At 36.8% G+C, this 19504-nt stretch carries 36 protein-coding genes; all 36 read right to left on the bottom strand.

Annotation, left to right across the window (positions count from 1 at the left end; translation table 11 throughout):
• Positions 1 to 87 precede the first annotated feature (87 nt).
• The 36 genes from FC80_RS08255 to rplW all read right to left on the bottom strand — a co-directional run bounded on the left by FC80_RS08255 (position 88) and on the right by rplW (position 19504).
• Positions 88 to 951: a hypothetical protein gene (locus tag FC80_RS08255; protein WP_057829663.1), complete on the bottom strand. Its 864-nt coding sequence runs from the start codon at positions 949 to 951 to the stop codon at positions 88 to 90.
• A complete protein-coding gene (locus FC80_RS08250; RefSeq protein ID WP_057829662.1) occupies positions 948 to 1277 on the bottom strand; it encodes a PadR family transcriptional regulator in 330 nt (109 codons plus the stop codon). Before FC80_RS08250 ends, FC80_RS08255 begins: the two co-directional genes overlap by 4 nt.
• Before the next feature lie 251 nt (positions 1278 to 1528).
• Positions 1529 to 1921: a tautomerase family protein gene (locus FC80_RS08245; protein WP_057829661.1), complete on the bottom strand. Its 393-nt coding sequence runs from the start codon at positions 1919 to 1921 to the stop codon at positions 1529 to 1531.
• Between the two features lie 90 nt (positions 1922 to 2011).
• Positions 2012 to 2302 carry a hypothetical protein gene (locus FC80_RS08240; RefSeq protein ID WP_057829660.1) on the bottom strand — a complete coding sequence of 97 codons (291 nt, stop codon included), beginning with the start codon at positions 2300 to 2302 and terminating at the stop codon, positions 2012 to 2014.
• A gap of 312 nt (positions 2303 to 2614) precedes the next feature.
• On the bottom strand, positions 2615 to 3007 hold the full coding sequence (gene rpsI, locus FC80_RS08235) for a 30S ribosomal protein S9 (RefSeq protein WP_057829659.1): 393 nt from the start codon (positions 3005 to 3007) through the stop codon (positions 2615 to 2617).
• A gap of 12 nt (positions 3008 to 3019) precedes the next feature.
• Positions 3020 to 3463, bottom strand: coding sequence for a 50S ribosomal protein L13 (gene rplM / locus FC80_RS08230; protein WP_057829658.1), 444 nt, complete (start codon positions 3461 to 3463; stop codon positions 3020 to 3022).
• 143 nt (positions 3464 to 3606) lie between these two features.
• A complete protein-coding gene (gene truA, locus FC80_RS08225) occupies positions 3607 to 4380 on the bottom strand; it encodes a tRNA pseudouridine(38-40) synthase TruA (protein ID WP_057829657.1) in 774 nt (257 codons plus the stop codon).
• Between the two features lie 21 nt (positions 4381 to 4401).
• Positions 4402 to 5199, bottom strand: coding sequence for an energy-coupling factor transporter transmembrane component T family protein (locus FC80_RS08220; RefSeq protein WP_057829656.1), 798 nt, complete (start codon positions 5197 to 5199; stop codon positions 4402 to 4404).
• Positions 5192 to 6064 (bottom strand): energy-coupling factor ABC transporter ATP-binding protein, encoded by an 873-nt coding sequence (locus FC80_RS08215; RefSeq protein ID WP_057829745.1) that lies wholly within the window; start codon positions 6062 to 6064, stop codon positions 5192 to 5194. The genes FC80_RS08220 and FC80_RS08215 overlap by 8 nt, the downstream gene beginning before the upstream one ends.
• On the bottom strand, positions 6040 to 6867 hold the full coding sequence (locus FC80_RS08210; RefSeq protein ID WP_057829744.1) for an energy-coupling factor ABC transporter ATP-binding protein: 828 nt from the start codon (positions 6865 to 6867) through the stop codon (positions 6040 to 6042). The genes FC80_RS08215 and FC80_RS08210 overlap by 25 nt, the downstream gene beginning before the upstream one ends.
• A gap of 225 nt (positions 6868 to 7092) precedes the next feature.
• Positions 7093 to 7476 carry a 50S ribosomal protein L17 gene (gene rplQ, locus FC80_RS08205; RefSeq protein ID WP_057829655.1) on the bottom strand — a complete coding sequence of 128 codons (384 nt, stop codon included), beginning with the start codon at positions 7474 to 7476 and terminating at the stop codon, positions 7093 to 7095.
• A gap of 24 nt (positions 7477 to 7500) precedes the next feature.
• Positions 7501 to 8445, bottom strand: coding sequence for a DNA-directed RNA polymerase subunit alpha (locus FC80_RS08200; RefSeq protein WP_057829654.1), 945 nt, complete (start codon positions 8443 to 8445; stop codon positions 7501 to 7503).
• An 86-nt stretch (positions 8446 to 8531) separates the two neighbouring features.
• Positions 8532 to 8921, bottom strand: coding sequence for a 30S ribosomal protein S11 (rpsK, locus tag FC80_RS08195; RefSeq protein ID WP_057829653.1), 390 nt, complete (start codon positions 8919 to 8921; stop codon positions 8532 to 8534).
• A gap of 25 nt (positions 8922 to 8946) precedes the next feature.
• The gene (gene rpsM / locus FC80_RS08190; protein WP_057829652.1) at positions 8947 to 9312 is read right to left on the bottom strand and encodes a 30S ribosomal protein S13; all 366 of its coding nucleotides are present in this window, start codon (positions 9310 to 9312) and stop codon (positions 8947 to 8949) included.
• Positions 9313 to 9336: 24 nt separating this feature from the next.
• On the bottom strand, positions 9337 to 9450 hold the full coding sequence (gene rpmJ / locus FC80_RS08185) for a 50S ribosomal protein L36 (protein WP_003689393.1): 114 nt from the start codon (positions 9448 to 9450) through the stop codon (positions 9337 to 9339).
• 34 nt (positions 9451 to 9484) lie between these two features.
• Positions 9485 to 9703 carry a translation initiation factor IF-1 gene (gene infA / locus FC80_RS08180; RefSeq protein WP_003689399.1) on the bottom strand — a complete coding sequence of 73 codons (219 nt, stop codon included), beginning with the start codon at positions 9701 to 9703 and terminating at the stop codon, positions 9485 to 9487.
• A gap of 180 nt (positions 9704 to 9883) precedes the next feature.
• Complete coding sequence (locus tag FC80_RS08175) at positions 9884 to 10540, bottom strand: adenylate kinase (RefSeq protein ID WP_057829743.1); 657 nt, start codon at positions 10538 to 10540, stop codon at positions 9884 to 9886.
• A gap of 99 nt (positions 10541 to 10639) precedes the next feature.
• Complete coding sequence (gene secY, locus FC80_RS08170) at positions 10640 to 11935, bottom strand: preprotein translocase subunit SecY (protein ID WP_057829651.1); 1296 nt, start codon at positions 11933 to 11935, stop codon at positions 10640 to 10642.
• Positions 11935 to 12369, bottom strand: a complete 435-nt coding sequence (rplO, locus tag FC80_RS08165; protein ID WP_057829650.1) for a 50S ribosomal protein L15 — start codon at positions 12367 to 12369, stop codon at positions 11935 to 11937. Before rplO ends, secY begins: the two co-directional genes overlap by 1 nt.
• Positions 12370 to 12415: 46 nt before the next feature.
• Positions 12416 to 12598, bottom strand: a complete 183-nt coding sequence (gene rpmD / locus FC80_RS08160; protein ID WP_057829649.1) for a 50S ribosomal protein L30 — start codon at positions 12596 to 12598, stop codon at positions 12416 to 12418.
• A 15-nt stretch (positions 12599 to 12613) separates the two neighbouring features.
• Positions 12614 to 13114 (bottom strand): 30S ribosomal protein S5, encoded by a 501-nt coding sequence (rpsE, locus tag FC80_RS08155; RefSeq protein WP_057829648.1) that lies wholly within the window; start codon positions 13112 to 13114, stop codon positions 12614 to 12616.
• A 21-nt stretch (positions 13115 to 13135) separates the two neighbouring features.
• Complete coding sequence (rplR, locus tag FC80_RS08150; protein WP_083486956.1) at positions 13136 to 13492, bottom strand: 50S ribosomal protein L18; 357 nt, start codon at positions 13490 to 13492, stop codon at positions 13136 to 13138.
• Positions 13493 to 13542: 50 nt separating this feature from the next.
• The gene (gene rplF, locus FC80_RS08145) at positions 13543 to 14079 is read right to left on the bottom strand and encodes a 50S ribosomal protein L6 (protein ID WP_057829646.1); all 537 of its coding nucleotides are present in this window, start codon (positions 14077 to 14079) and stop codon (positions 13543 to 13545) included.
• A 32-nt stretch (positions 14080 to 14111) separates the two neighbouring features.
• On the bottom strand, positions 14112 to 14510 hold the full coding sequence (rpsH, locus tag FC80_RS08140; protein WP_057829645.1) for a 30S ribosomal protein S8: 399 nt from the start codon (positions 14508 to 14510) through the stop codon (positions 14112 to 14114).
• A gap of 28 nt (positions 14511 to 14538) precedes the next feature.
• Positions 14539 to 14724: a type Z 30S ribosomal protein S14 gene (locus FC80_RS08135; RefSeq protein ID WP_003689416.1), complete on the bottom strand. Its 186-nt coding sequence runs from the start codon at positions 14722 to 14724 to the stop codon at positions 14539 to 14541.
• 15 nt (positions 14725 to 14739) lie between these two features.
• Positions 14740 to 15282 (bottom strand): 50S ribosomal protein L5, encoded by a 543-nt coding sequence (gene rplE / locus FC80_RS08130; protein ID WP_057829644.1) that lies wholly within the window; start codon positions 15280 to 15282, stop codon positions 14740 to 14742.
• Between the two features lie 26 nt (positions 15283 to 15308).
• Entirely contained in the window at positions 15309 to 15620 is a 312-nt protein-coding gene (gene rplX / locus FC80_RS08125; RefSeq protein WP_057829643.1) for a 50S ribosomal protein L24, read from the bottom strand.
• A gap of 33 nt (positions 15621 to 15653) precedes the next feature.
• A complete protein-coding gene (gene rplN, locus FC80_RS08120; RefSeq protein WP_057829642.1) occupies positions 15654 to 16022 on the bottom strand; it encodes a 50S ribosomal protein L14 in 369 nt (122 codons plus the stop codon).
• Positions 16023 to 16091: 69 nt separating this feature from the next.
• Positions 16092 to 16358, bottom strand: coding sequence for a 30S ribosomal protein S17 (gene rpsQ, locus FC80_RS08115; protein ID WP_057829641.1), 267 nt, complete (start codon positions 16356 to 16358; stop codon positions 16092 to 16094).
• Between the two features lie 24 nt (positions 16359 to 16382).
• Positions 16383 to 16577 carry a 50S ribosomal protein L29 gene (gene rpmC / locus FC80_RS08110; RefSeq protein WP_057829640.1) on the bottom strand — a complete coding sequence of 65 codons (195 nt, stop codon included), beginning with the start codon at positions 16575 to 16577 and terminating at the stop codon, positions 16383 to 16385.
• Positions 16567 to 17001, bottom strand: a complete 435-nt coding sequence (rplP, locus tag FC80_RS08105) for a 50S ribosomal protein L16 (RefSeq protein ID WP_057829639.1) — start codon at positions 16999 to 17001, stop codon at positions 16567 to 16569. Before rplP ends, rpmC begins: the two co-directional genes overlap by 11 nt.
• 3 nt (positions 17002 to 17004) lie before the next feature.
• Positions 17005 to 17661 carry a 30S ribosomal protein S3 gene (rpsC, locus tag FC80_RS08100; RefSeq protein WP_057829638.1) on the bottom strand — a complete coding sequence of 219 codons (657 nt, stop codon included), beginning with the start codon at positions 17659 to 17661 and terminating at the stop codon, positions 17005 to 17007.
• A 13-nt stretch (positions 17662 to 17674) separates the two neighbouring features.
• Positions 17675 to 18022 carry a 50S ribosomal protein L22 gene (gene rplV, locus FC80_RS08095; protein WP_057829637.1) on the bottom strand — a complete coding sequence of 116 codons (348 nt, stop codon included), beginning with the start codon at positions 18020 to 18022 and terminating at the stop codon, positions 17675 to 17677.
• A 14-nt stretch (positions 18023 to 18036) separates the two neighbouring features.
• Positions 18037 to 18318, bottom strand: coding sequence for a 30S ribosomal protein S19 (gene rpsS / locus FC80_RS08090; protein WP_057829636.1), 282 nt, complete (start codon positions 18316 to 18318; stop codon positions 18037 to 18039).
• A gap of 46 nt (positions 18319 to 18364) precedes the next feature.
• On the bottom strand, positions 18365 to 19195 hold the full coding sequence (gene rplB / locus FC80_RS08085; RefSeq protein ID WP_057829635.1) for a 50S ribosomal protein L2: 831 nt from the start codon (positions 19193 to 19195) through the stop codon (positions 18365 to 18367).
• A 24-nt stretch (positions 19196 to 19219) separates the two neighbouring features.
• On the bottom strand, positions 19220 to 19504 hold the full coding sequence (rplW, locus tag FC80_RS08080) for a 50S ribosomal protein L23 (protein WP_057829634.1): 285 nt from the start codon (positions 19502 to 19504) through the stop codon (positions 19220 to 19222).

Here is a 19504-nt window from a genome sequence, read left to right as displayed (position 1 = left end):
CTCAGGTAGCTTTTTATTACATTTTGATTAAATGTGCGCACTCATCAACATCCTACGAAGGATAGCGTTGACTTTGGCATTCTTATTTTATTTTTCTTCTTTAGTCAGCTTCTTTAAAATAACTCTTCCCCAAATAACATCAATCAAAAAACCTAATATTACAGCTCCAACTATCAAGAACTTGACATTATTATCCCCCAAAAGTTTATGCATTACAGGCGTTCGTTGTAAAACTCCACCCAAAAGCATCAAAATAATGTATGGAATAATCGAATATAATGCTTGTTCCTTTTTAATCAAAATCCATCCGATGAAGATTGCTGCTATCACAAGAATAAATAGCGTATCATAAGGGAACACTAATTTAATTACTCCGACTGCTGGAGTCAATATATTAATTAACAAGAAAAGCCCAATTACACATGCAAAAAAGATTGTCCCCAGTAAATACTGAATAACTTTTGATTTTCTGACTGGATTATTCTCACTTAGATAGACCGATTTATGAATTACCCAAAAAATAAAAGGACAAATTACAAGTGAAAGTACTGCAACTAAAAAATATTCCAATAAATTTATTCTAAGTGCTCCCGGCGTTACAAAATCCCCAATAAATGTGACTATCCAATAAATTCCAATTGGCAGTAAAATAAAATATAGGCTATCCTTAAAACTTGCATGCTTAAAGTTTTTAATCATGCTATCCGCAAGTTTACGACTATTTTTTCCAAAAAATTCTTCTGCATTTTGCCCATTTTCTTGTGCATCAAGTAAATCTAGACATACATTATAAGTTTGCTCAGTCACATCTTCTTCATCATAAAAAAAACTTGAAGTCACCAAATAGTCTCTTAAGTCTTTAAAAAAATTACGATTTTCACCTTTTAATTTTTTTTCAATTTCATTTAACTTATCACGATATTCCTTTGTTCTTTGATCCTTCGTATTCATTTACTCTCCCCCTCATTAAACACGTTCTTAACGCTATTATTTACTTCTTGCCACTCTATTTTAAAATTGTTAAGCTCAACTTCTCCTAATGCTGTAATGCTAAAATATTTACGTTTTGGCCCTTCTGGTGATAATTTTGCTACACCAGATATTATTCCTTTTTTTTCAAGTTTCTGTAAAATTGGATAGACAGTTCCTCCACTTACTTCCTCAAAGCCAGCAAAACGCAAATCTTGTACAAGTTGATAACCATAGGTTTCATGCTTTGAAATTGTTTGCAGAACACAACCTTCTAGAATACCTTTCAGTATTTGTGTTTTACTCACTCTTTTACCTCCTCACTAGTATGTATTACTGACTACTTAAAAGATATCATTCCTCGACTAGTTTGTAAAGCATACTAGTGATTTTTTTTCGGAATTATTAATGCATACATATAACGCCCTAAACATCTAGTCTTTTTTCTTCAAAAAAAGTTGAAAAAAAAACAATATCTTGCATTTTTTGCGCAATATTGTTTCTTCATTATTTTTATTACAACCTTTTAACTGATATAAAAAAATAATTTACTTTGAACTTATAGCTCTCCCGTTAAAAATTGAGCCTTACCATATCCAAAGCTCCATCCTTCATCCGAGTTAACTGTAATGTTAACCATCAAATCATTTTTAGCAACCAGGTCTTTTTCAGATAGTCTAGTAGCTAATAATGTATAAAAGTTTTCAATATCACTTTTGGTTCTTGGCCTACTCGTAAGTGATACTACCACAACTTTTTCAGAGCGCAAAATACCTAACCCGGTATCTTCAATTACCATTTCATATGGTTCATGTTGTGTCACAATCTGGTAACGGTCGCGCGTTGGCACATGAAACGATGCAATTACAACCTCTTGCGTAGTTGCTAAAATTTGTTTGATTTCTTCTTCATTATAACTATTCTTAATTACATCAAATCTTACTAATGGCATTCATTTTCCTCCTAAAAAACATATTAATCTACCAATGTCTTTATTTTATCATTAAAGACTCTAATCAAAGTCTTTTAAGCAGTAATTTTATTACTCTTCATTTTGTCTCATTATTACATTTAAATAATAATTTTTAAGGAGAGATACAGCCCAACCTTTTTTATCTTTTAATTCATTATACTTCTTGGAGGCCTCAACTAATTCACTTTGGTTGCGTTTTTTTATTATCTTTCCAAGACGATTCTTTAATTGTATATCTACTGTATTTTCTCTGATTAAGGTTAAATCTGATTTATCTATATAAAAATTATCAAGAATCTTTTCAAATCCATATTCCTTAAACAATATTAACCGTAAGTCTTTTTCTAATTTTTCATTCATTTCAATAGCCCTCCCTATTTTCCATCACTTAAACTGTTTATAAAAAAATAGCCGCGCTCGACATACGAACACGACTAAGTGACGTATATCCAGTTACAGTGGAGCACCTTGCCATTGAGGTAGGTTGCTGCCGGGTCAAAGTGTGTAACCACTCACCGACTCTTGATATCAATACGGTATTTAATTATATTATAATTCTACTATATTACAGACTTTTGTCAAATTAGTAAATTGAATTAGCCAAATATTTTTTCCTCTAACAAAAAAAACACCTCTTTCACTAAGAGATGTCTAAAATCGTAATATATAATATTAACGTTTTGAGAATTGTGAAGCCTTACGAGCTTTCTTAAGACCTGGTTTCTTACGTTCCTTCATACGTGCATCACGAGTCAAAAGACCAGCACGTTTTAGAACGCCACGGAAATCAGGATCTACTTCAAGCAATGCACGTGCAATACCATGACGTGTTGCACCAGCTTGACCAGAGAAGCCGCCACCATTAACGTTAACAAGAACATCATAAGAATCCTTTGTTTCTGTAACGTCAAATGGTTGAACCATAACTTCGCGTAAGTTTGCAAATGGAACATATTCTTCTGCAGGCTTGCCATTCATAACAATTTTACCTGTACCTGGTACTAAACGTACACGGGCAACAGAATTCTTACGACGGCCAGTGCCTTTATATTGTACTTGAGCCAATTAAGTTTCCTCCTAGATTAAGTTTGTGATATCCAATACTTCTGGTTGTTGAGCTTCATGCTTGTGATCTGCACCACGATAAACATGTAACTTCTTAGCTTGCGCTTTACCAAGTGTTCCCTTTGGAAGCATTCCCTTGATGGATAAAGCGATTAACTTCTCAGGATCCTTTTCACGGTAATCACCAGCTGTACGGCTCTTCAAACCACCTGGATGGTCTGTATGATGATAATAAATCTTGTCTGTTGCTTTACGACCTGTCAAAGCAACCTTTTCTGCATTGATAACGATAACAAAGTCACCTGTATCAACGTTTGGTGTAAATACTGGTTTATTTTTTCCACGTAAGATAGAAGCAACAGTTGAAGAAAGACGTCCCAAAGGAACATCAGTTGCATCTACTACGTACCATTTACGTTCGATTTCGCCTGGTTTTGCAATATATGTTGTACGCACGTTTATTTCCTCCATTTATATATGCTTGTTTGACACAAAATAAGTTTCCGGGGCCTACTGTGGGGCAAACAATACCAACTATTATGATACGTTTTTTCACTCTCAAAGTCAATTAAAAATTAATCACTTTTTTGAATTAATTTTTAGCTTTCCTTATCTGATTCAGATCCATAATAAACTTGCTTTAAATATAGCCCACTAGCAGGTGCTGTTACGCGACATTCATTACGATCCTTCACCTCATATAATCGTAAAAAGTCATGAACTGGTCTTTTCCCATTTCCAATCTCAAGAAGCGCTGCCACCATTATTCGTACTTGGTTATATAAAAAACCGCTACCATAAAACTCAAAAATTACTTCATTGTTTGCTCGATCTTCTCGAACAGTAGCGTCATAAATTGTTCGCACATGACTTGACGACTGGCTCCCTGATGCCACAAAACTCGAATAATCATGAGTTCCTATTACATCAGCCATTGCCTCTTCAATTAATTTTATATCTAAAGGATACTTGTAATGTCCAGTATAAAATCGTTTAAAAGGATCAACAAAACGTCCTCGACTCACACGATACATGTATCTTTTTCCATGTGCTGTGAAACGAGCATGGAAATCATTTGTTACCACCTTTGCTGAGACGATCTGCATATCAAGTGGCAATAAACTATTTAATCCATTTACAATTCCCTTTTCAGGAATATCATTTTCTAAATCAAAATGCACAATTTGCCCAAAAGCATGTACGCCTGCATCTGTGCGACCAGAACCAAAAATATGGACAAATTTTTTTGAAGTGCTCATCTTATTCACAGCTTTTTCCAAAACATCTTGAACAGTTCTTTGATCAGGTTGACTCTGGAAACCAGCAAAATTGGTTCCATCATAGGCCAACGTTATCATATATCTCTTTGCCATTTAATTCCTCACATTCGACCTTTACCACTGCCTGATAAATAGTAAAATTATAAAAACCACTACAAAAAAAGTACATCCAAGTGTATCCCTAATTTCCCAGTAATGGACGCGATACTTGGTTCTTCCTTCACCACCGTGATATCCTCTTGCTTCCATAGCAGTTGCTAAATCTTCAGCGCGATTGAAGGAACTAACAAATAGTGGAACAAGTAATGGAACAACTGCCTTGATTTGTTGCATAATGTTGCCCTCACCAAAATTGACTCCACGTGAACGTTGCGCATTCATAATTTTCGTAGTTTCATCCATTAAAGTTGGTACAAATCGTAATGCAATTGAGAGCATCAATGAAATTTCATAAACCGGGACTTTAATTCTTTTTAATGGCATCATTAATTTTTCAAGTGCATCAGCAATTTCTAGTGGGGCAGTAGTGAGTGTCAATAAAGTAGACATGAATATAATTAATACAAAACGACAAAAAACATAAATTCCATTCACTATTCCATAATATGATAATGTAAAAGGCCCCCACTTCCAAAAAACCGTTCCACCACTACTGAAAAAAATTTGTAACAAAACAGTAAAAAGTATCAACCAAATTAACGGTCTTACCCCTTTAATGAAAAAAGAAAAATTTACCCGAGCCGTTAAAATACTTGTAATCGTCACTATAAATAATAACAAATACGATTCCCAATTGTTAGCTAGAAATATGATAACAATAAAGAAAAAGCTTAATATTAATTTCGATCTCGAATCCATTCGATGAACAAGTGAACTACCTGGAATATATCTTCCCAATAAGACTTTACCCATTTTGTACACCTCCATGTACCATTTTGACAATTTGGCTTGCCAAATCAGATTCTGTTAGCGGAAGTGTTTCAAATTTATAACCAGTCTTTTTTTCAAAGTTCACTGCAAATTCCCCGGCCTTAGGCAAAGCTAAATGATGTTCTATTAACCATTTTGGTTGTGCAAATATTTTTTTAGGTGAACCATTAGCAATTAGTCGTCCATTTTCTAGAACAATGACATTGTCGGCATAATTTGCAACATCGTCCATTTGATGTGTCACCAAAATAACTGTCAAATTTTGCTTTTCTTTGAGTTCTTTGAACATCTCCATCATCTCTAGTCGACCTTTAGGATCTAATCCAGCTGTTGGCTCATCCAATACTAGAATTTCTGGTTCCATTGCAAGAATTCCTGCAATTGCCACTCTTCTCATCTGACCACCCGACAATTCAAATGGTGATTTTAACAAAAGTTCTTCTTTCAAACCAACTTGACGAGCCATTTGACGAGCTATTGCTGTTGCTTCTTCCTCATTTTTCCCAAAATTTTTAGGTGCAAATGCAATATCTTTAAGTACAGTTTCTTCGAAAAGTTGAGCCTCAGGAAACTGAAACACAATTCCAACATGTTTACGCAACTCACCCAATTCTTTATTCTTGGTTTCTGGCGTAATTATTTGTTTACCAATAACAATTTCACCACTAGATGGGCGCAATAAACCATTCAAATGTTGCAAAAAAGTCGATTTACCACTTCCTGTATGCCCGATTACTGCTGTATAACTTCCTGTAGGAATTTCCACTGAAATATTTTTTAATGCTTTTTGCTCAAAAGGCGTACTGGGTTGATACGTATAATTTACTGTCTTGAAAATAATTCCCATAACCAATTAATCATTCCTTCTTCTGTAAGATAATCCTCAGGTACAACTAACCCTAAACTTTCCAACTCACCTTTAAGTTTTTCAGAAAATGGTGGTTCAAGTCCTATTTTAACCAAATCAGATCCTCGCGAAAATACTTTTTCTGGTTTATCATCTTGAATCAATTTTCCATCATCTAATACTACTACACGCTGTGCCTTCGAAGCCTCATCAATGTCATGGGTAATGGAGATAACAGTCAACTTTTCTTTGTGATTTAACTCTCTAATAATATCAAGAACTGCTTTTCTTCCTTCTGGATCTAACATACTAGTTGCTTCATCTAAAATAATAATTTTAGGACGCAACGCAATCACACCTGCGAGTGCTACACGTTGCTTTTGCCCACCAGACAAGCGAGCAGGTTCATGGCTTGCAAATTCCCACATATTGACTCTTTGAAGAGATTCTTTAACTCGTACAAGCATCTGCTCCCGCGAAACTGCCGCATTTTCTAAACCAAAGGCAACATCCTCTTCAACATTTGCACCTACAAATTGGTTATCAGGATTTTGGAATACCATTCCTATTTTACTACGAACATCCCACACATTTTCAGGTGTTAATTTAATACCATCAATAAAAATGGCTCCCTCAGATGGAGCTAGTAGTCCATCAATCAAGCGAGCTAGTGTACTTTTACCACTTCCATTGTGTCCGATAATTGCTAGCCATTCTCCTTGCTTGATTTTCAAATTAAAATCATTAAAGGTTTGCCCATCTTGTTGTGAGTATTTAAATGAAAGATTTTTTATCTCAATCATATCCACCACTATGCTTTACTCTCCTCAATTAAACTTTATAGCACTTATCATACCATATAAGAAGTATTAAAAAAGGGTTCTAAAGCAAAATTGCTTTAGAACCAAAAAAATCACTTTTTATAACGAAAGTTTCCCAATTAGGTACTTAGGACTAGACTAGGGAATACCCATCATCGTAACGCCCAGTTATCGTTATAAAAGTGACAAAATGACGGCTATTTGGAATTAGTCTACTAATTCAAGAACAACCATTTTTGCAGCATCTCCACGACGTTCATCCATTTTAAGGATGCGTGTGTAACCACCATTACGTTCTTCAAAACGTGGTGCTAAATCTGAGAAAAGCTTTTGTAATGCTGATTGAACAACAACATTATCACCGTCTTCTTTAACGTCAGCAACAACATTCATCAAAAATGCTGCAGCACGACGACGAGAAGCTAAGTCGCCCTTCTTACCTAATGAAATCATCTTTTCAGCTGACTTACGTACTTCTTTAGCACGTGTTTCAGTTGTAACGATTTTTTCGTTAACGAGCAAGTCAGTCGTCAAGTTACGCAACATAGCTTTACGGTGTGAACTTGTTCGTCCTAATTTACGGTAACCCATGAAGTTTTCCCTCCTTATTAAAGATTAGTCATCATGACGTAATGATAAACCCAAATCAATAAGTTTATTCTTAACTTCTTCTAATGACTTACGTCCAAGATTGCGAACCTTCATCATATCAGCTTCAGACTTATCTGTTAACTCTTGAACTGTGTTTATACCTGCACGTTTCAAGCAGTTGTAAGAACGAACTGATAAATCAAGTTCTTCAATCGTCATCTCAAGCATTTTTTCTTTATGTGTTTCTTCTTTTTCTACCATAATTTCAGCGTTCTTCGCCTCATCAGTAAGATCAACAAACAAAGTTAAATGCTCTGTTAAAATTTTCGCAGATAAGCTAATTGCTTCACTTGGAGTAATTGCACCATTAGTCCATACATCCAATGTTAACTTATCAAAATCATCTCTTTGACCAACACGTGCTTTCTCAACTTGATAGTTTACACGTTCGATTGGGGTATAAATTGAGTCAATCGGTAATACACCAATTGGCATATCATCGGCCTTAGCTTTGTTATCATCAGCTGAAACATAGCCACGACCAGTGTTAGCAGTCATACGAACATGAAATGATGCCCCTGCAGCAACTGTACAAATATACAAGTCAGGGTTTAGGATCTCAACGTCACTACTTCCTTGAATATCACCAGCAGTAACTTCAAGCGGACCAGCAACATTAATTTCTAACGTCTGATTTTCCTCTGAATCTACATGCAATGCAACCTTTTTAAGGTTCAAAATGATTTGTGTAACATCTTCTAGAACTCCCTTTATTGTTGAGAATTCATGCAAAACACCATCAATCTGAATATCCGTGATTGCTGCACCTGGAAGTGATGAAAGCAAAATACGACGAAGTGAATTACCTAAAGTAGTACCATATCCACGTTCAAGTGGTTCAATAACAAATTTACCATAATCAAGATTTTCTTCTATTTTATGAATTTTTGGTTTTTCAAATTCGATCATTCTTATCTTTACCCCTTTCAAAACACGACGTGTAATCTGGCGAAAACATTATGAAGATTTACCTCAAAATGAATACGAATACCACATTAAACACGACGGCGTTTTGGAGGACGACATCCATTATGAGGAACTGGTGTCACATCGCGAATTGATGTAACTTCAAGACCAGTTGTTTGCAAAGCACGAATAGCGGCTTCACGACCAGAGCCAGGACCTTTAACTGCAACTTCAACACTCTTCATACCATGCTCCATTGAACCCTTTGCAGCTGCTTCTGCAGCCATCTGAGCAGCAAATGGTGTTGACTTACGGCTACCCTTGAAACCAAGAGAACCAGCAGAAGACCAAGCAATAGCATTACCATGGACATCTGTTATCATAACAAGTGTATTGTTAAATGTTGAATGAATGTGTGCTACGCCGACTTCTATATTCTTTTTTACTCGACGCTTACGTGAACCTTTCTTAACTGCCATGAAATAGCTAACCTCCTTTAATTAATTATTTCTTTTTACCAGCAATTGATGTAGCTGGGCCTTTACGTGTACGTGCATTATTTTTCGTGTTTTGTCCACGAACTGGTAAATGACGACGATGACGAAGACCTCGGTATGAGCCAATTTCTGATAAACGTTTGATGTCTAAGCTGACTTCACGACGAAGATCACCTTCAACTTTATACTTATCCATGACAGCACGAATTTTATCTTCTTGATCAGAAGTTAAATCGCGTACACGAACATCTTCAGAAACTTCTGCTTCCGCTAAAATCTTTTGTGCTGTAGTATTACCGATTCCATAAATGTAAGTTAAACCGATTACGATACGCTTGTCACGTGGTAAATCGATACCTGCAATACGAGCCATAACAATTACACCTCCTAAATTTTATTATCCTTGACGTTGTTTGTGTTTTGGATTTGAGCAAATCACCATAACACGACCCTTGCGCTTAATTACTTTACAGTGTTCGCACATTGGTTTTACTGATGGTCTTACCTTCATGAATTATACCTCCCAAATGTATTTGAAGTACAATCTATTTAAAGCGATAGGTAATGCGGCCCTTAGTTAAATCGTAAGGAGACATTTCGACAGTTACCTTATCTCCAGGCAAAATGCGAATATAATGCATTCTAATCTTACCTGATACATGAGCTAATATCTCGTGTCCATTTTCGAGTTCAACCTTGAACATCGCATTGGGTAACGTTTCTTTGATCGTACCCTCAATTTCAATCACATCATCTTTCGCCACGCAAAAGTACCTCCTTAAATGGTTTTAAAACTTTACACGCAAAACGGTAACTCCTTAAAACCAAGGAGTAACTAATTTTGCGCAAGCTAATCCATCCAAATGGACAGACTAATCCTATTGAAAAGATAAACCTGAAACAGTATATCATTTCAAAAGAATATAAGCAAGTAATTTTATGAATTACTTATTTAATTTTTCAAGTATACCCTTAATATCCCTAAATACCTGATTAATATCTTGATTACCATCAACTTCATGTAACAATCCTTTTTCTCTATAAAAAGCCAATAAAGGAGTATTCATTTTTATATTGACATCTAATCTATTCTTAACAGTTTCTGGCTTATCATCTTCCCGCTGGTAAAAATTGTGGCTACCACAACGGTCACATGTTCCTTCAACTTTGGTGGGATTAAATACCTTATGATAAGTTGCCCCACATTCGCGACAAATATAGCGTCCAGTCAAACGCTCTAATAACGAAGCTGGATCTACATGGATATTAATCACTCCTAAAAGTGATTTATCCAACTCATTTCCCATTTTTTCAAGAGCTTGGGCCTGAGTCATATTACGTGGAAAACCATCAAGCAAAAATCCACTATCTGTGTCGTTTTCGCTAAGTCTTTCCCTAACAATTCCATTTGTAACTTCATCTGGAACAAGTTCCCCTTTGTCAATAAAAGACTTTGCCTTCAGTCCCATTGGGGTCCCATTTTTTATAGCCGCACGAAAAATATCGCCAGTAGAAATATGGGGAATTTTAAATTCCTCAACAATTCTTTCTGCCTGTGTTCCTTTCCCGGCACCTGGTAATCCCATCAACATTAAGTTCATTGCTGTCATTGCTCAATAACCTCCATAATAATGTGTAGTTCGGTTTAAATGAAAAAGCTGGCCTCACAAATTGTGAAGCCTAACTTTTCATTTTATTATTTATCTAATAAAGCCCACATATTCGCGTTTCATCATCATACCTTTTAGTTGTCTGATTGATTCAAGTGCAACCCCTACAACAATCAAGAGACTTGTACCACCTAAACCAATTGATTCATCTAATCCCCAAACATTTGAGGCTACTAAAGGAATCAACGCAACAAGTCCTAAAAAGAGTGAACCCACTACACTTAAACGCATCAACAACCGTGAAACAAACTTCTCTGTTTCTTTACCTGGCCAAACACTCGGAATATAACTACCTTGCTTTTGTAAGTTTTCTGACAATTTTTCAGGATTCACTTGAACAAAAGCATAAAAGAACGTAAAGACAACAATCAAGACTGTGTACAATATCATTCCACCAGTAGCTTGCATATTAAAAATATTCGTCATAATTTTATACCACGTTGCATCAGAGTAGTTCTGTGTAAATGCCATTAAAATAGTCTGCGGTGTCGCAATAAATGAACTTGCAAAGATAACTGGAATAACACCTGCTACATTGATTTTTAATGGTAGATATGAGCTATTTGTTGCCCCTGCAAGGCGTCTAGTATATTGAATTGGAATCTTATAATTTGCCTGTTGTACATACGTAACAAAAGTAACAATTAATAAAATTGCAACTACTAATATGACAACATACAAGATACTCTTCCATAAATCGCCTGAAGAAGCATCAACAAATTCATCATTATAAATCTGATGGATACCAGTTGGAATTCTTGCAATAATACCAGCCATAATTATCATTGAAATCCCATTTCCGAAACCGCGATCAGTAATCATATCACCTAACCACGTTGTAAATAATGAGCCACCTGTCAAGATAATCCCAATACTAACATAGGTCTTTAATCCTGGATTTTCAACTAAATTCAAACTGCTCAGAGCATTAAATCCAGCTGTAATTCCAATTGACTGTACAAACGCTAGCACTATTGTCAAATATCTTGTAGCCTGATTAAGTTTTCTACGCCCAACTTCACCTTGTTTGCTCCACTCAACAAAACGTGGAACAATATCCATCTGAAGCAATTGCACAATAATCTGAGCTGTAATGTATGGCGAAACACCCATCGCTAAGATTGAGTAATTCGTCAATCCACCACCACTAAAAGTGTTCAAGATACTAACTAACCCTGAAGATGCAACACTACTCAAAGCTTTAGCGTTGATCCCAGGGACTGTGATATACGTGCCTAAGCGAAATACAATCAAGACACCTAATGTAAATAAGATTTTATTACGGATCTCTTTTACAGCTAAGGCGTTCTTCATTGTTTTAAGCATTAAATCACCTCGGCTTGACCGCCAGCTGCTTCAATAGCTTCTTTAGCTGAAGCAGAGAATTTATTAGCTTTGACTGTTAACTTTTTAGTTAACTCACCATTGCCTAGTACTTTGATACCACTCAATTCTTTTTTAACAACACCATTTTCAACTAAAAGTGTTGGTGTGATTTCTGCACCATCTTCAAATTTGTTAAGTGTGTCTAAATTAACAACTGCAAATTCCTTACGGTTAATGTTTTGGAAACCACGTTTTGGCATACGACGGAACAATGGCATTTGTCCACCTTCAAAGCCCAAACGAACTTTACTACGAGCTTTTTGGCCTTTTTGACCACGACCAGCTGTTTTACCGTTACCGGATGAAGTTCCGCGACCTACGCGATTACGTACTTGACGTGAACCTTCACTTGCCTTTAACTCATGCAATTTCATCAGGTTGGCACCTCCTTATTAATAATTATAACATGTCATCAACGATTTACTCAGCAACTGATACTTCGATTAAATGATTAATCTTTGTAACTGCACCACGTGTTGCAGCATTGTCTGGAAGCACAACAGAACTGTTGATACGACCTAAACCAAGCGCCTTTACAATATCACGTTGCTTCTGAGGACGCCCAATGACACTACGAACCAAAGTAATTTTTAAATTAGCCATAATATTGAGCCTCCTTTATTCTGCTAAGTGTTGTGTTGAAACACCGCGAAGTGCAGCAACTTCTTCAGCACTCTTCATTTTTGTTAAACCATCCATGGTTGCACGAACAACATTAATTGGTGTACTTGATCCAAGTGATTTACTTGTAACATCAGCTACACCAGCTAATTCCATAACGGCACGAACAGATCCACCAGCGGCAACACCGGAACCGGCTGTAGCAGGTTTTAACATGATACGGCTACCACTGTATTCCCCTAAAACTTCATGAGGAAGCGTATCGTTAACCATTGGAACTGTGATGAGATTCTTACGTGCATCATCGACAGCTTTACGGATAGCATCAGGAACTTCTTGTGCTTTACCTGTACCAAAACCAACATGTCCATTGTGGTCTCCAACGATAACTAAGGCAGCAAAACGCAAACGACGTCCACCTTTAACAACTTTTGTGATACGGTTAATCGCAACAACGCGATCTTCTAAATCTAATTGAGCTGGATCGATAAAAGTCATAAATGAGTTTCCCTCCCTTTCCTAAAAGTCTAATCCATTTTCACGAGCAGCAGTTGCAAGAGCTTCAACGCGTCCATGATATAAATATCCGCCACGGTCAAAGACAACTTCCTTAATACCCTTTTCAACAGCACGTTTTGCAACCACTTCACCAACTGAAGTAGCTTGTTCTGTCTTAGAGTTACCACTAACTTCACTATCTATTGTAGAGGCACTAACTAGCGTCACACCCGCTACGTCATCAATAATTTGAGCGTAGATGTTCTTGTTTGAACGATAAACATTTAAGCGTGGGCACTTAGCTGTACCAGAGATCTTACCACGGACACGTAAATGACGCTTTTGACGTGTCTTATTCTTATCTGGTTTTGAAATCACAATTTTCACCTCTTAATTTTAATTTGTTTCTTTAGTTAAAGTTAAACTGATTACTTACCAGTCTTACCTTCCTTACGACGAACAATTTCACCTTTATAACGAATACCTTTACCTTTGTAAGGTTCTGGCGCGCGTGTCAAACGAATCTTTGCAGCAAAATCTCCAACAGCTTCCTTTGAAATACCAGAAACGATTACAGAAGTTGCAGAAGGTGCTTCAATACTTATGCCATCTTCAGCATTAAATTCTACTGGATGTGAATAACCAACATTCAATACAAGTGTGTTACCTTTCATTTGAGCACGGTAACCAACACCTTGAAGTTCCAATTCCTTTTTGAAGCCTTCGCTTACACCTAATACCATGTTATGAAATACTGCTCTCATTGTTCCGTGTAATGCTTTTGTCTTACTATCATCTTTTGAACGATCAAACTTGACAACATTACCTTCGATTTCCATTGAAATCTTATCTGAGAATTCACGAGTTAACTCCCCTTTGGGACCTTTTACAGTCACAATGTCTCCATCACGTTTAACTTCGACACCAGCAGGTACAGTTACTTCTTTATAACCAATACGACTCACGGTAGTGACACCTCCTCACTTTTTGAAAATTTCTACCAAACGTATGCTAATACTTCGCCGCCGATTTTCTTTGCACGGGCGTCTTTATCTGTCATAACCCCTTCTGAGGTTGAAAGAATTGCAATTCCTAAACCATTTAAAACTTTAGGAACAGCATCTGCTTTAACATATGAACGCAGACCTGGTTTTGAAATACGTTTGATACCAGTGATAACACGTTCATTATCTTTACTAAATTTCAAGAATACTCGAATAATTCCTTGTTTGTCATCATCGATATATTCAACATCGCGAACGAAACCTTCATTTTTGAGGATTTCAGCGATATCGTGCTTAATTTTTGAAGCAGGTACTTCTAGTGATTCGTGCTTTGCCATGTTTGCATTGCGAACACGTGTCAAGAAGTCTGCGATTGGATCAGTCATGACCATTAAATTTGCCCTCCTTTACTTTATTGGATTACCAGCTAGCCTTTTTCATCCCAGGAATTTGACCTTTGTGGGCAAGATCTCTAAGGCAAACACGGCATAACTTAAACTTACGATAAACTGAATGTGGACGACCACAACGTTCACAGCGTGTATATTCTTGCGTAGAGAACTTAGCTTCGCGTTTGTTCTTTGCAATTTGCGATTTTTTTGCCAATGTGAAACCCCCTCTTTATTTAGCGAATGGCATTCCTAGTTGCGTTAATAATTCTTTTGATTCTTCGTCTGAATTTGCAGTTGTAACGATAACAACGTCCATTCCACGAACTTTGTTTACATCATCAAAATCAATTTCTGGGAAGATCAACTGTTCACGAATACCTAATGTATAGTTACCACGACCATCAAAAGCACGTTTGCTAACACCGTGAAAATCACGAACACGTGGCAATGAAACAGAAACTAATTTGTCTAAGAAATCATACATACGTTCACCACGTAGTGTAACCTTAGTTCCAATAGGCATACCTTCACGTAAACGGAATCCAGCGATTGATTTCTTTGCCTTTGTAATAACAGGTTTTTGACCTGAAATCAAAGTCAATTCCTCAACAGCTTCATCTAAGTTCTTAGCATTGCTAACTGCATCACCAACACCCATGTTGATAACAATTTTATCAACTTTAGGAGCTTGCATGATTGAAGTATAGCTAAACTTTTCCATCAATGATGGCACTACTTCTTTATCATATTTTTCTTTTAAACGATTAACCATGAAGAAAGTAATCCTCCTTTCCTATTCTATTTATCTAAAGATTCACCAGTTTTTTTAGAAACTCGAACTTTTTTACCATCAACAACCTTAACCCCTACACGAGTTATCTCATTGTTTGAAGGATCAAGCAACATAACGTTAGAAACATGAATTGGTGCTTCTATCTCAACAATTCCACCGTTTGGATTTGCGTTACTTGGTTTTTGGTGTTTCTTAATCACATTAACACCTTTAACAATCACACGGTCTTTATCAGGGAAAACTTTTTCAATGATTCCTTCTTTTCCCTTATCCTTACCTGCAATTACTTTAACTTTGTCATTCTTTTTTACGAACATTATATTTCGCACCTCCTTGCCAACATCGGTTTATTACAATACTTCAGGTGCTAAGGAAACGATCTTCATAAAGTTTCCATCACGTAATTCACGTGCAACTGGCCCGAAGATACGTGTGCCCTTTGGCGATTTGTCATCACCAATAATAACTGCAGCATTTTCATCAAATTTGATGTATGAACCGTCTGCACGGTGTGTTCCAAATTTTGTTCGAACAACAACCGCCTTAACAACGTCACCCTTTTTGACAACGCCACCTGGTGTTGCTTGTTTAACTGTAGCAACAATTGTGTCACCGATATTCGCTGTACGAACACGCGAACCACCTAAAACCTTAATTACTAAAATTTCACGTGCGCCAGAGTTATCAGCAACTTTCAAACGACTTTCTTGTTGGATCACGGTATGTGACCTCCTTTCGTTAACGAATCAGAATACGAATCAAAGTACATTTAAATCCAGATAAACAATCTAGATAATAACTGCTTTTTCAACGATATCAATTAAACGGAATCTCTTTGTTGCTGACAACGGACGAGTTTCCATAATCTTTACGATATCTCCAACTTTTGCTTCGTTGTTTTCGTCATGTGCTTTAAACTTCTTGGAGTACTTAACACGTTTGTTGTAAACTTTGTGGTTCTTGTAAGTTTCAACAACAACAGTAATCGTCTTATCCATTTTGTCCGAAACAACACGTCCTTGATAGACTTTACGTTGGTTACGAGCTTCAGCCATACTTTTTTTCCTCCTCTTCGTATTCTATTTGTTTAATTCTTGCTGACGTAATGCAGTTTTAATACGTGCAATAGTCTTACGAACTTCTTTCAAACGAGCTGTATTTTCCAATTGACCGGTAGCTAATTGGAAACGCAAGTTGAATAATTCCTCTTTGAATTGCTTTTCTTTTTCGAGCATTTCAGCAGTGGTTAATTCATTAATTTCTTTAATCTTCATTTGATTCGCCACCTACTTCCTCACGTTTTACAAACTTAGTCTTCAATGGGAGCTTGTGGGATGCTAAACGCAATGCTTCACGAGCAACTTCTTCAGAAACACCAGCAATTTCAAAAAGAATCTTGCCACGTTTAACTGGAGCTACCCAACCTTCTGGAGCACCTTTCCCAGAACCCATACGAACACCAATAGCTTTAGCAGTGTATGATTTATGAGGGAAAATCTTAATCCAAACTTTCCCACCACGTTTCATGTAACGTGTCATTGCAATACGAGCAGCTTCAATCTGACGGTTTGTAATCCAATGTGAATCAACAGCTTGTAAACCGTATTCACCAAAAGCAACTGTCTTACCACCCTTTGCTTCGCCACGCATCTTACCACGGAACTCACGGCGATGCTTTGTACGTTTTGGTACTAACATAGGTTATTTCCCTCCTTTACTATTATCTTTCTTAGCAGGCAAAACTTCACCACGGTAAATCCATACCTTAATACCTAATTTACCGTAAGTTGTTTGAGCTTCTGTCCATGCATAATCGATATCCGCACGTAATGTGTGCAATGGAACAGTTCCTTCTGAAAAATGCTCAACACGTGACATATCTGCACCGTTAAGACGTCCTGCAACTTGAACTTTGATTCCTTTAGCACCAGAACGCATTGTACGTTGAATACCTTGTTTCATTGCACGACGGAAAGCAACGCGGTTCTCTAATTGAACAGCAATACTCTCGCCAACTAACAATGCATCTAAATCAGGTCTCTTAATTTCAACAATATTGATATGAACTCTCTTATTTGTTAATTCGTTTAATTCTTTACGAAGTTTTTCTACTTCAGCCCCACCTTTACCGATAACCATACCTGGTTTTGCAGTATGGATTGAAACATTAACGCGCTTTGCAGCACGCTCAATTTCAACGGTAGAGACAGATGCATCGGCTAATTTCTTTTGAATGTATTCACGGATGTGTAAATCTTCATGAAGGTTTTCTGCAAAATCTTTTTCTGCATACCATTTTGCATCCCAATCACGAATGATTCCGACACGTAATCCCGTTGGATTTACTTTTTGACCCACGCATTATCCCTCCTTATTTTACAGATACAACTACAGTAACATGACTAGTACGTTTATTGATTGGTGAAGCAGAACCTTTTGCACGAGGACGGAAACGTTTTAAAGTTGGTCCTTCGTTAACAAATGCTTCGCTTATGAACAAATCTTCAACGTCTAAGTCAAAATTGTTTTCTGCATTTGCAATTGCTGATTTCAATACTTTTTCAATGATTGGGGAGCCAGCTCTTGGTGTGAACTTTAGGATCCCTAATGCCTCAGCTACACTTTTGCCACGGATAAGATCGATCACTAGACGTGCTTTACGTGCAGGGATTCGAACTGTTTTGGCAGTTGCCTTTGCTGATGTAACTTGTTCAGCCATTTTATTACCCTCCCTTACTTAACACCTGTTTTTTTATCGTCATTACCATGGCCACGGAATGTACGTGTTGGTACGAATTCACCCAACTTATGGCCAACCATGTCTTCTTGAATATAAACTGGCACGTGCTTACGACCATCGTACACAGCAATTGTATAACCGATAAAGCTTGGGAAAATTGTTGAACGACGTGACCATGTCTTAATTACTGATTTCTTTTCTTGATCTGCTTGTGCTTCAATTTTTTTCATCAAATGAGCATCAGCAAATGGTCCTTTTTTCAAACTACGACTCAATGTGAATCCTCCTTTCGGATCAACTAATCCTTATGCAATCCTTAGATTACTTGTTACGCTTACGTACAATAAATTTATCAGATTGTGCTTTCTTCGAACGAGTCTTGTAACCCATGGTCTTTTTACCCCATGGTGACATAGGACTTGGACGACCAACAGGTGCTTTACCTTCACCACCACCGTGTGGATGATCGTTAGGGTTCATAACAGATCCACGAACTGTAGGACGTTTACCTGCCCAACGTGATCGACCAGCTTTACCAATTTTGATAAGTTCATGTTGTTCATTACCAACAGCACCAATCGTTGCACGACATGTTGAAAGAATCATACGAACTTCACCAGAAGTTAAACGAACTAAAACGTATTTACCTTCTTTACCAAGTAATTGTGCTGAAGTTCCAGCTGAACGAACCAACTGTCCACCCTTGCCAGGCTTTAATTCAATATTATGAATAACCGTACCAACAGGAATATCAATCAATGCCAATGTGTTACCAACTTTGATATCAGCTTCCTTTCCAGATTGAACAACTTGTCCAACTTCAAGTCCTTTAGGAGCAATGATATATGACTTTATACCATCAGCATAAACAAGTAACGCAATATTTGCTGAACGGTTTGGATCATATTCAATCGCTTTAACTGTTGCAGGTACATCATCTTTAATACGTTTAAAATCAATTAAACGATATTGACGTTTGTGACCACCACCACGATGACGAACTGTAATACGGCCATAACTATTACGACCAGCTGTCTTGCTTTGTGATTCAAGCAATGATTTTTCAGGAGTTGTCTTTGTAATTTCTGAAAAATCTGAACCTGTCATATTACGACGTCCGTTTGAGGTTGGTTTAAATTTTTTGATCCCCACGTGAATTCCCTCCTATTATAAATTTTAATTTTCGAATAATTGAATTTCTTTTGAATCTGCGCTTAAAGTAACAATTGCTTTTCTACGTTTCTTTGTGTAGCCAGCATAGCGACCCATGCGCTTTAATTTACCCTTAACATTCATGATATTAACTTTAACAACCTTAACATCAAAAATTTCTTCGATAGCTTTTTTCACTTCAATTTTAGTTGCGCGTGTATCTACATCAAAAGTATAACGCTTTGCATCTAAGCTTTCAGTTGTTGCTTCTGTAATAACTGGTTTTAAAATAACTTTACGTGCTTCCAT

Origin of the sequence: Liquorilactobacillus cacaonum DSM 21116 (assembly GCF_001436735.1) — a bacterium.
Classification (GTDB): domain Bacteria; phylum Bacillota; class Bacilli; order Lactobacillales; family Lactobacillaceae; genus Liquorilactobacillus; species Liquorilactobacillus cacaonum.
This window is presented reverse-complemented; position numbering and strand designations above follow the sequence as displayed.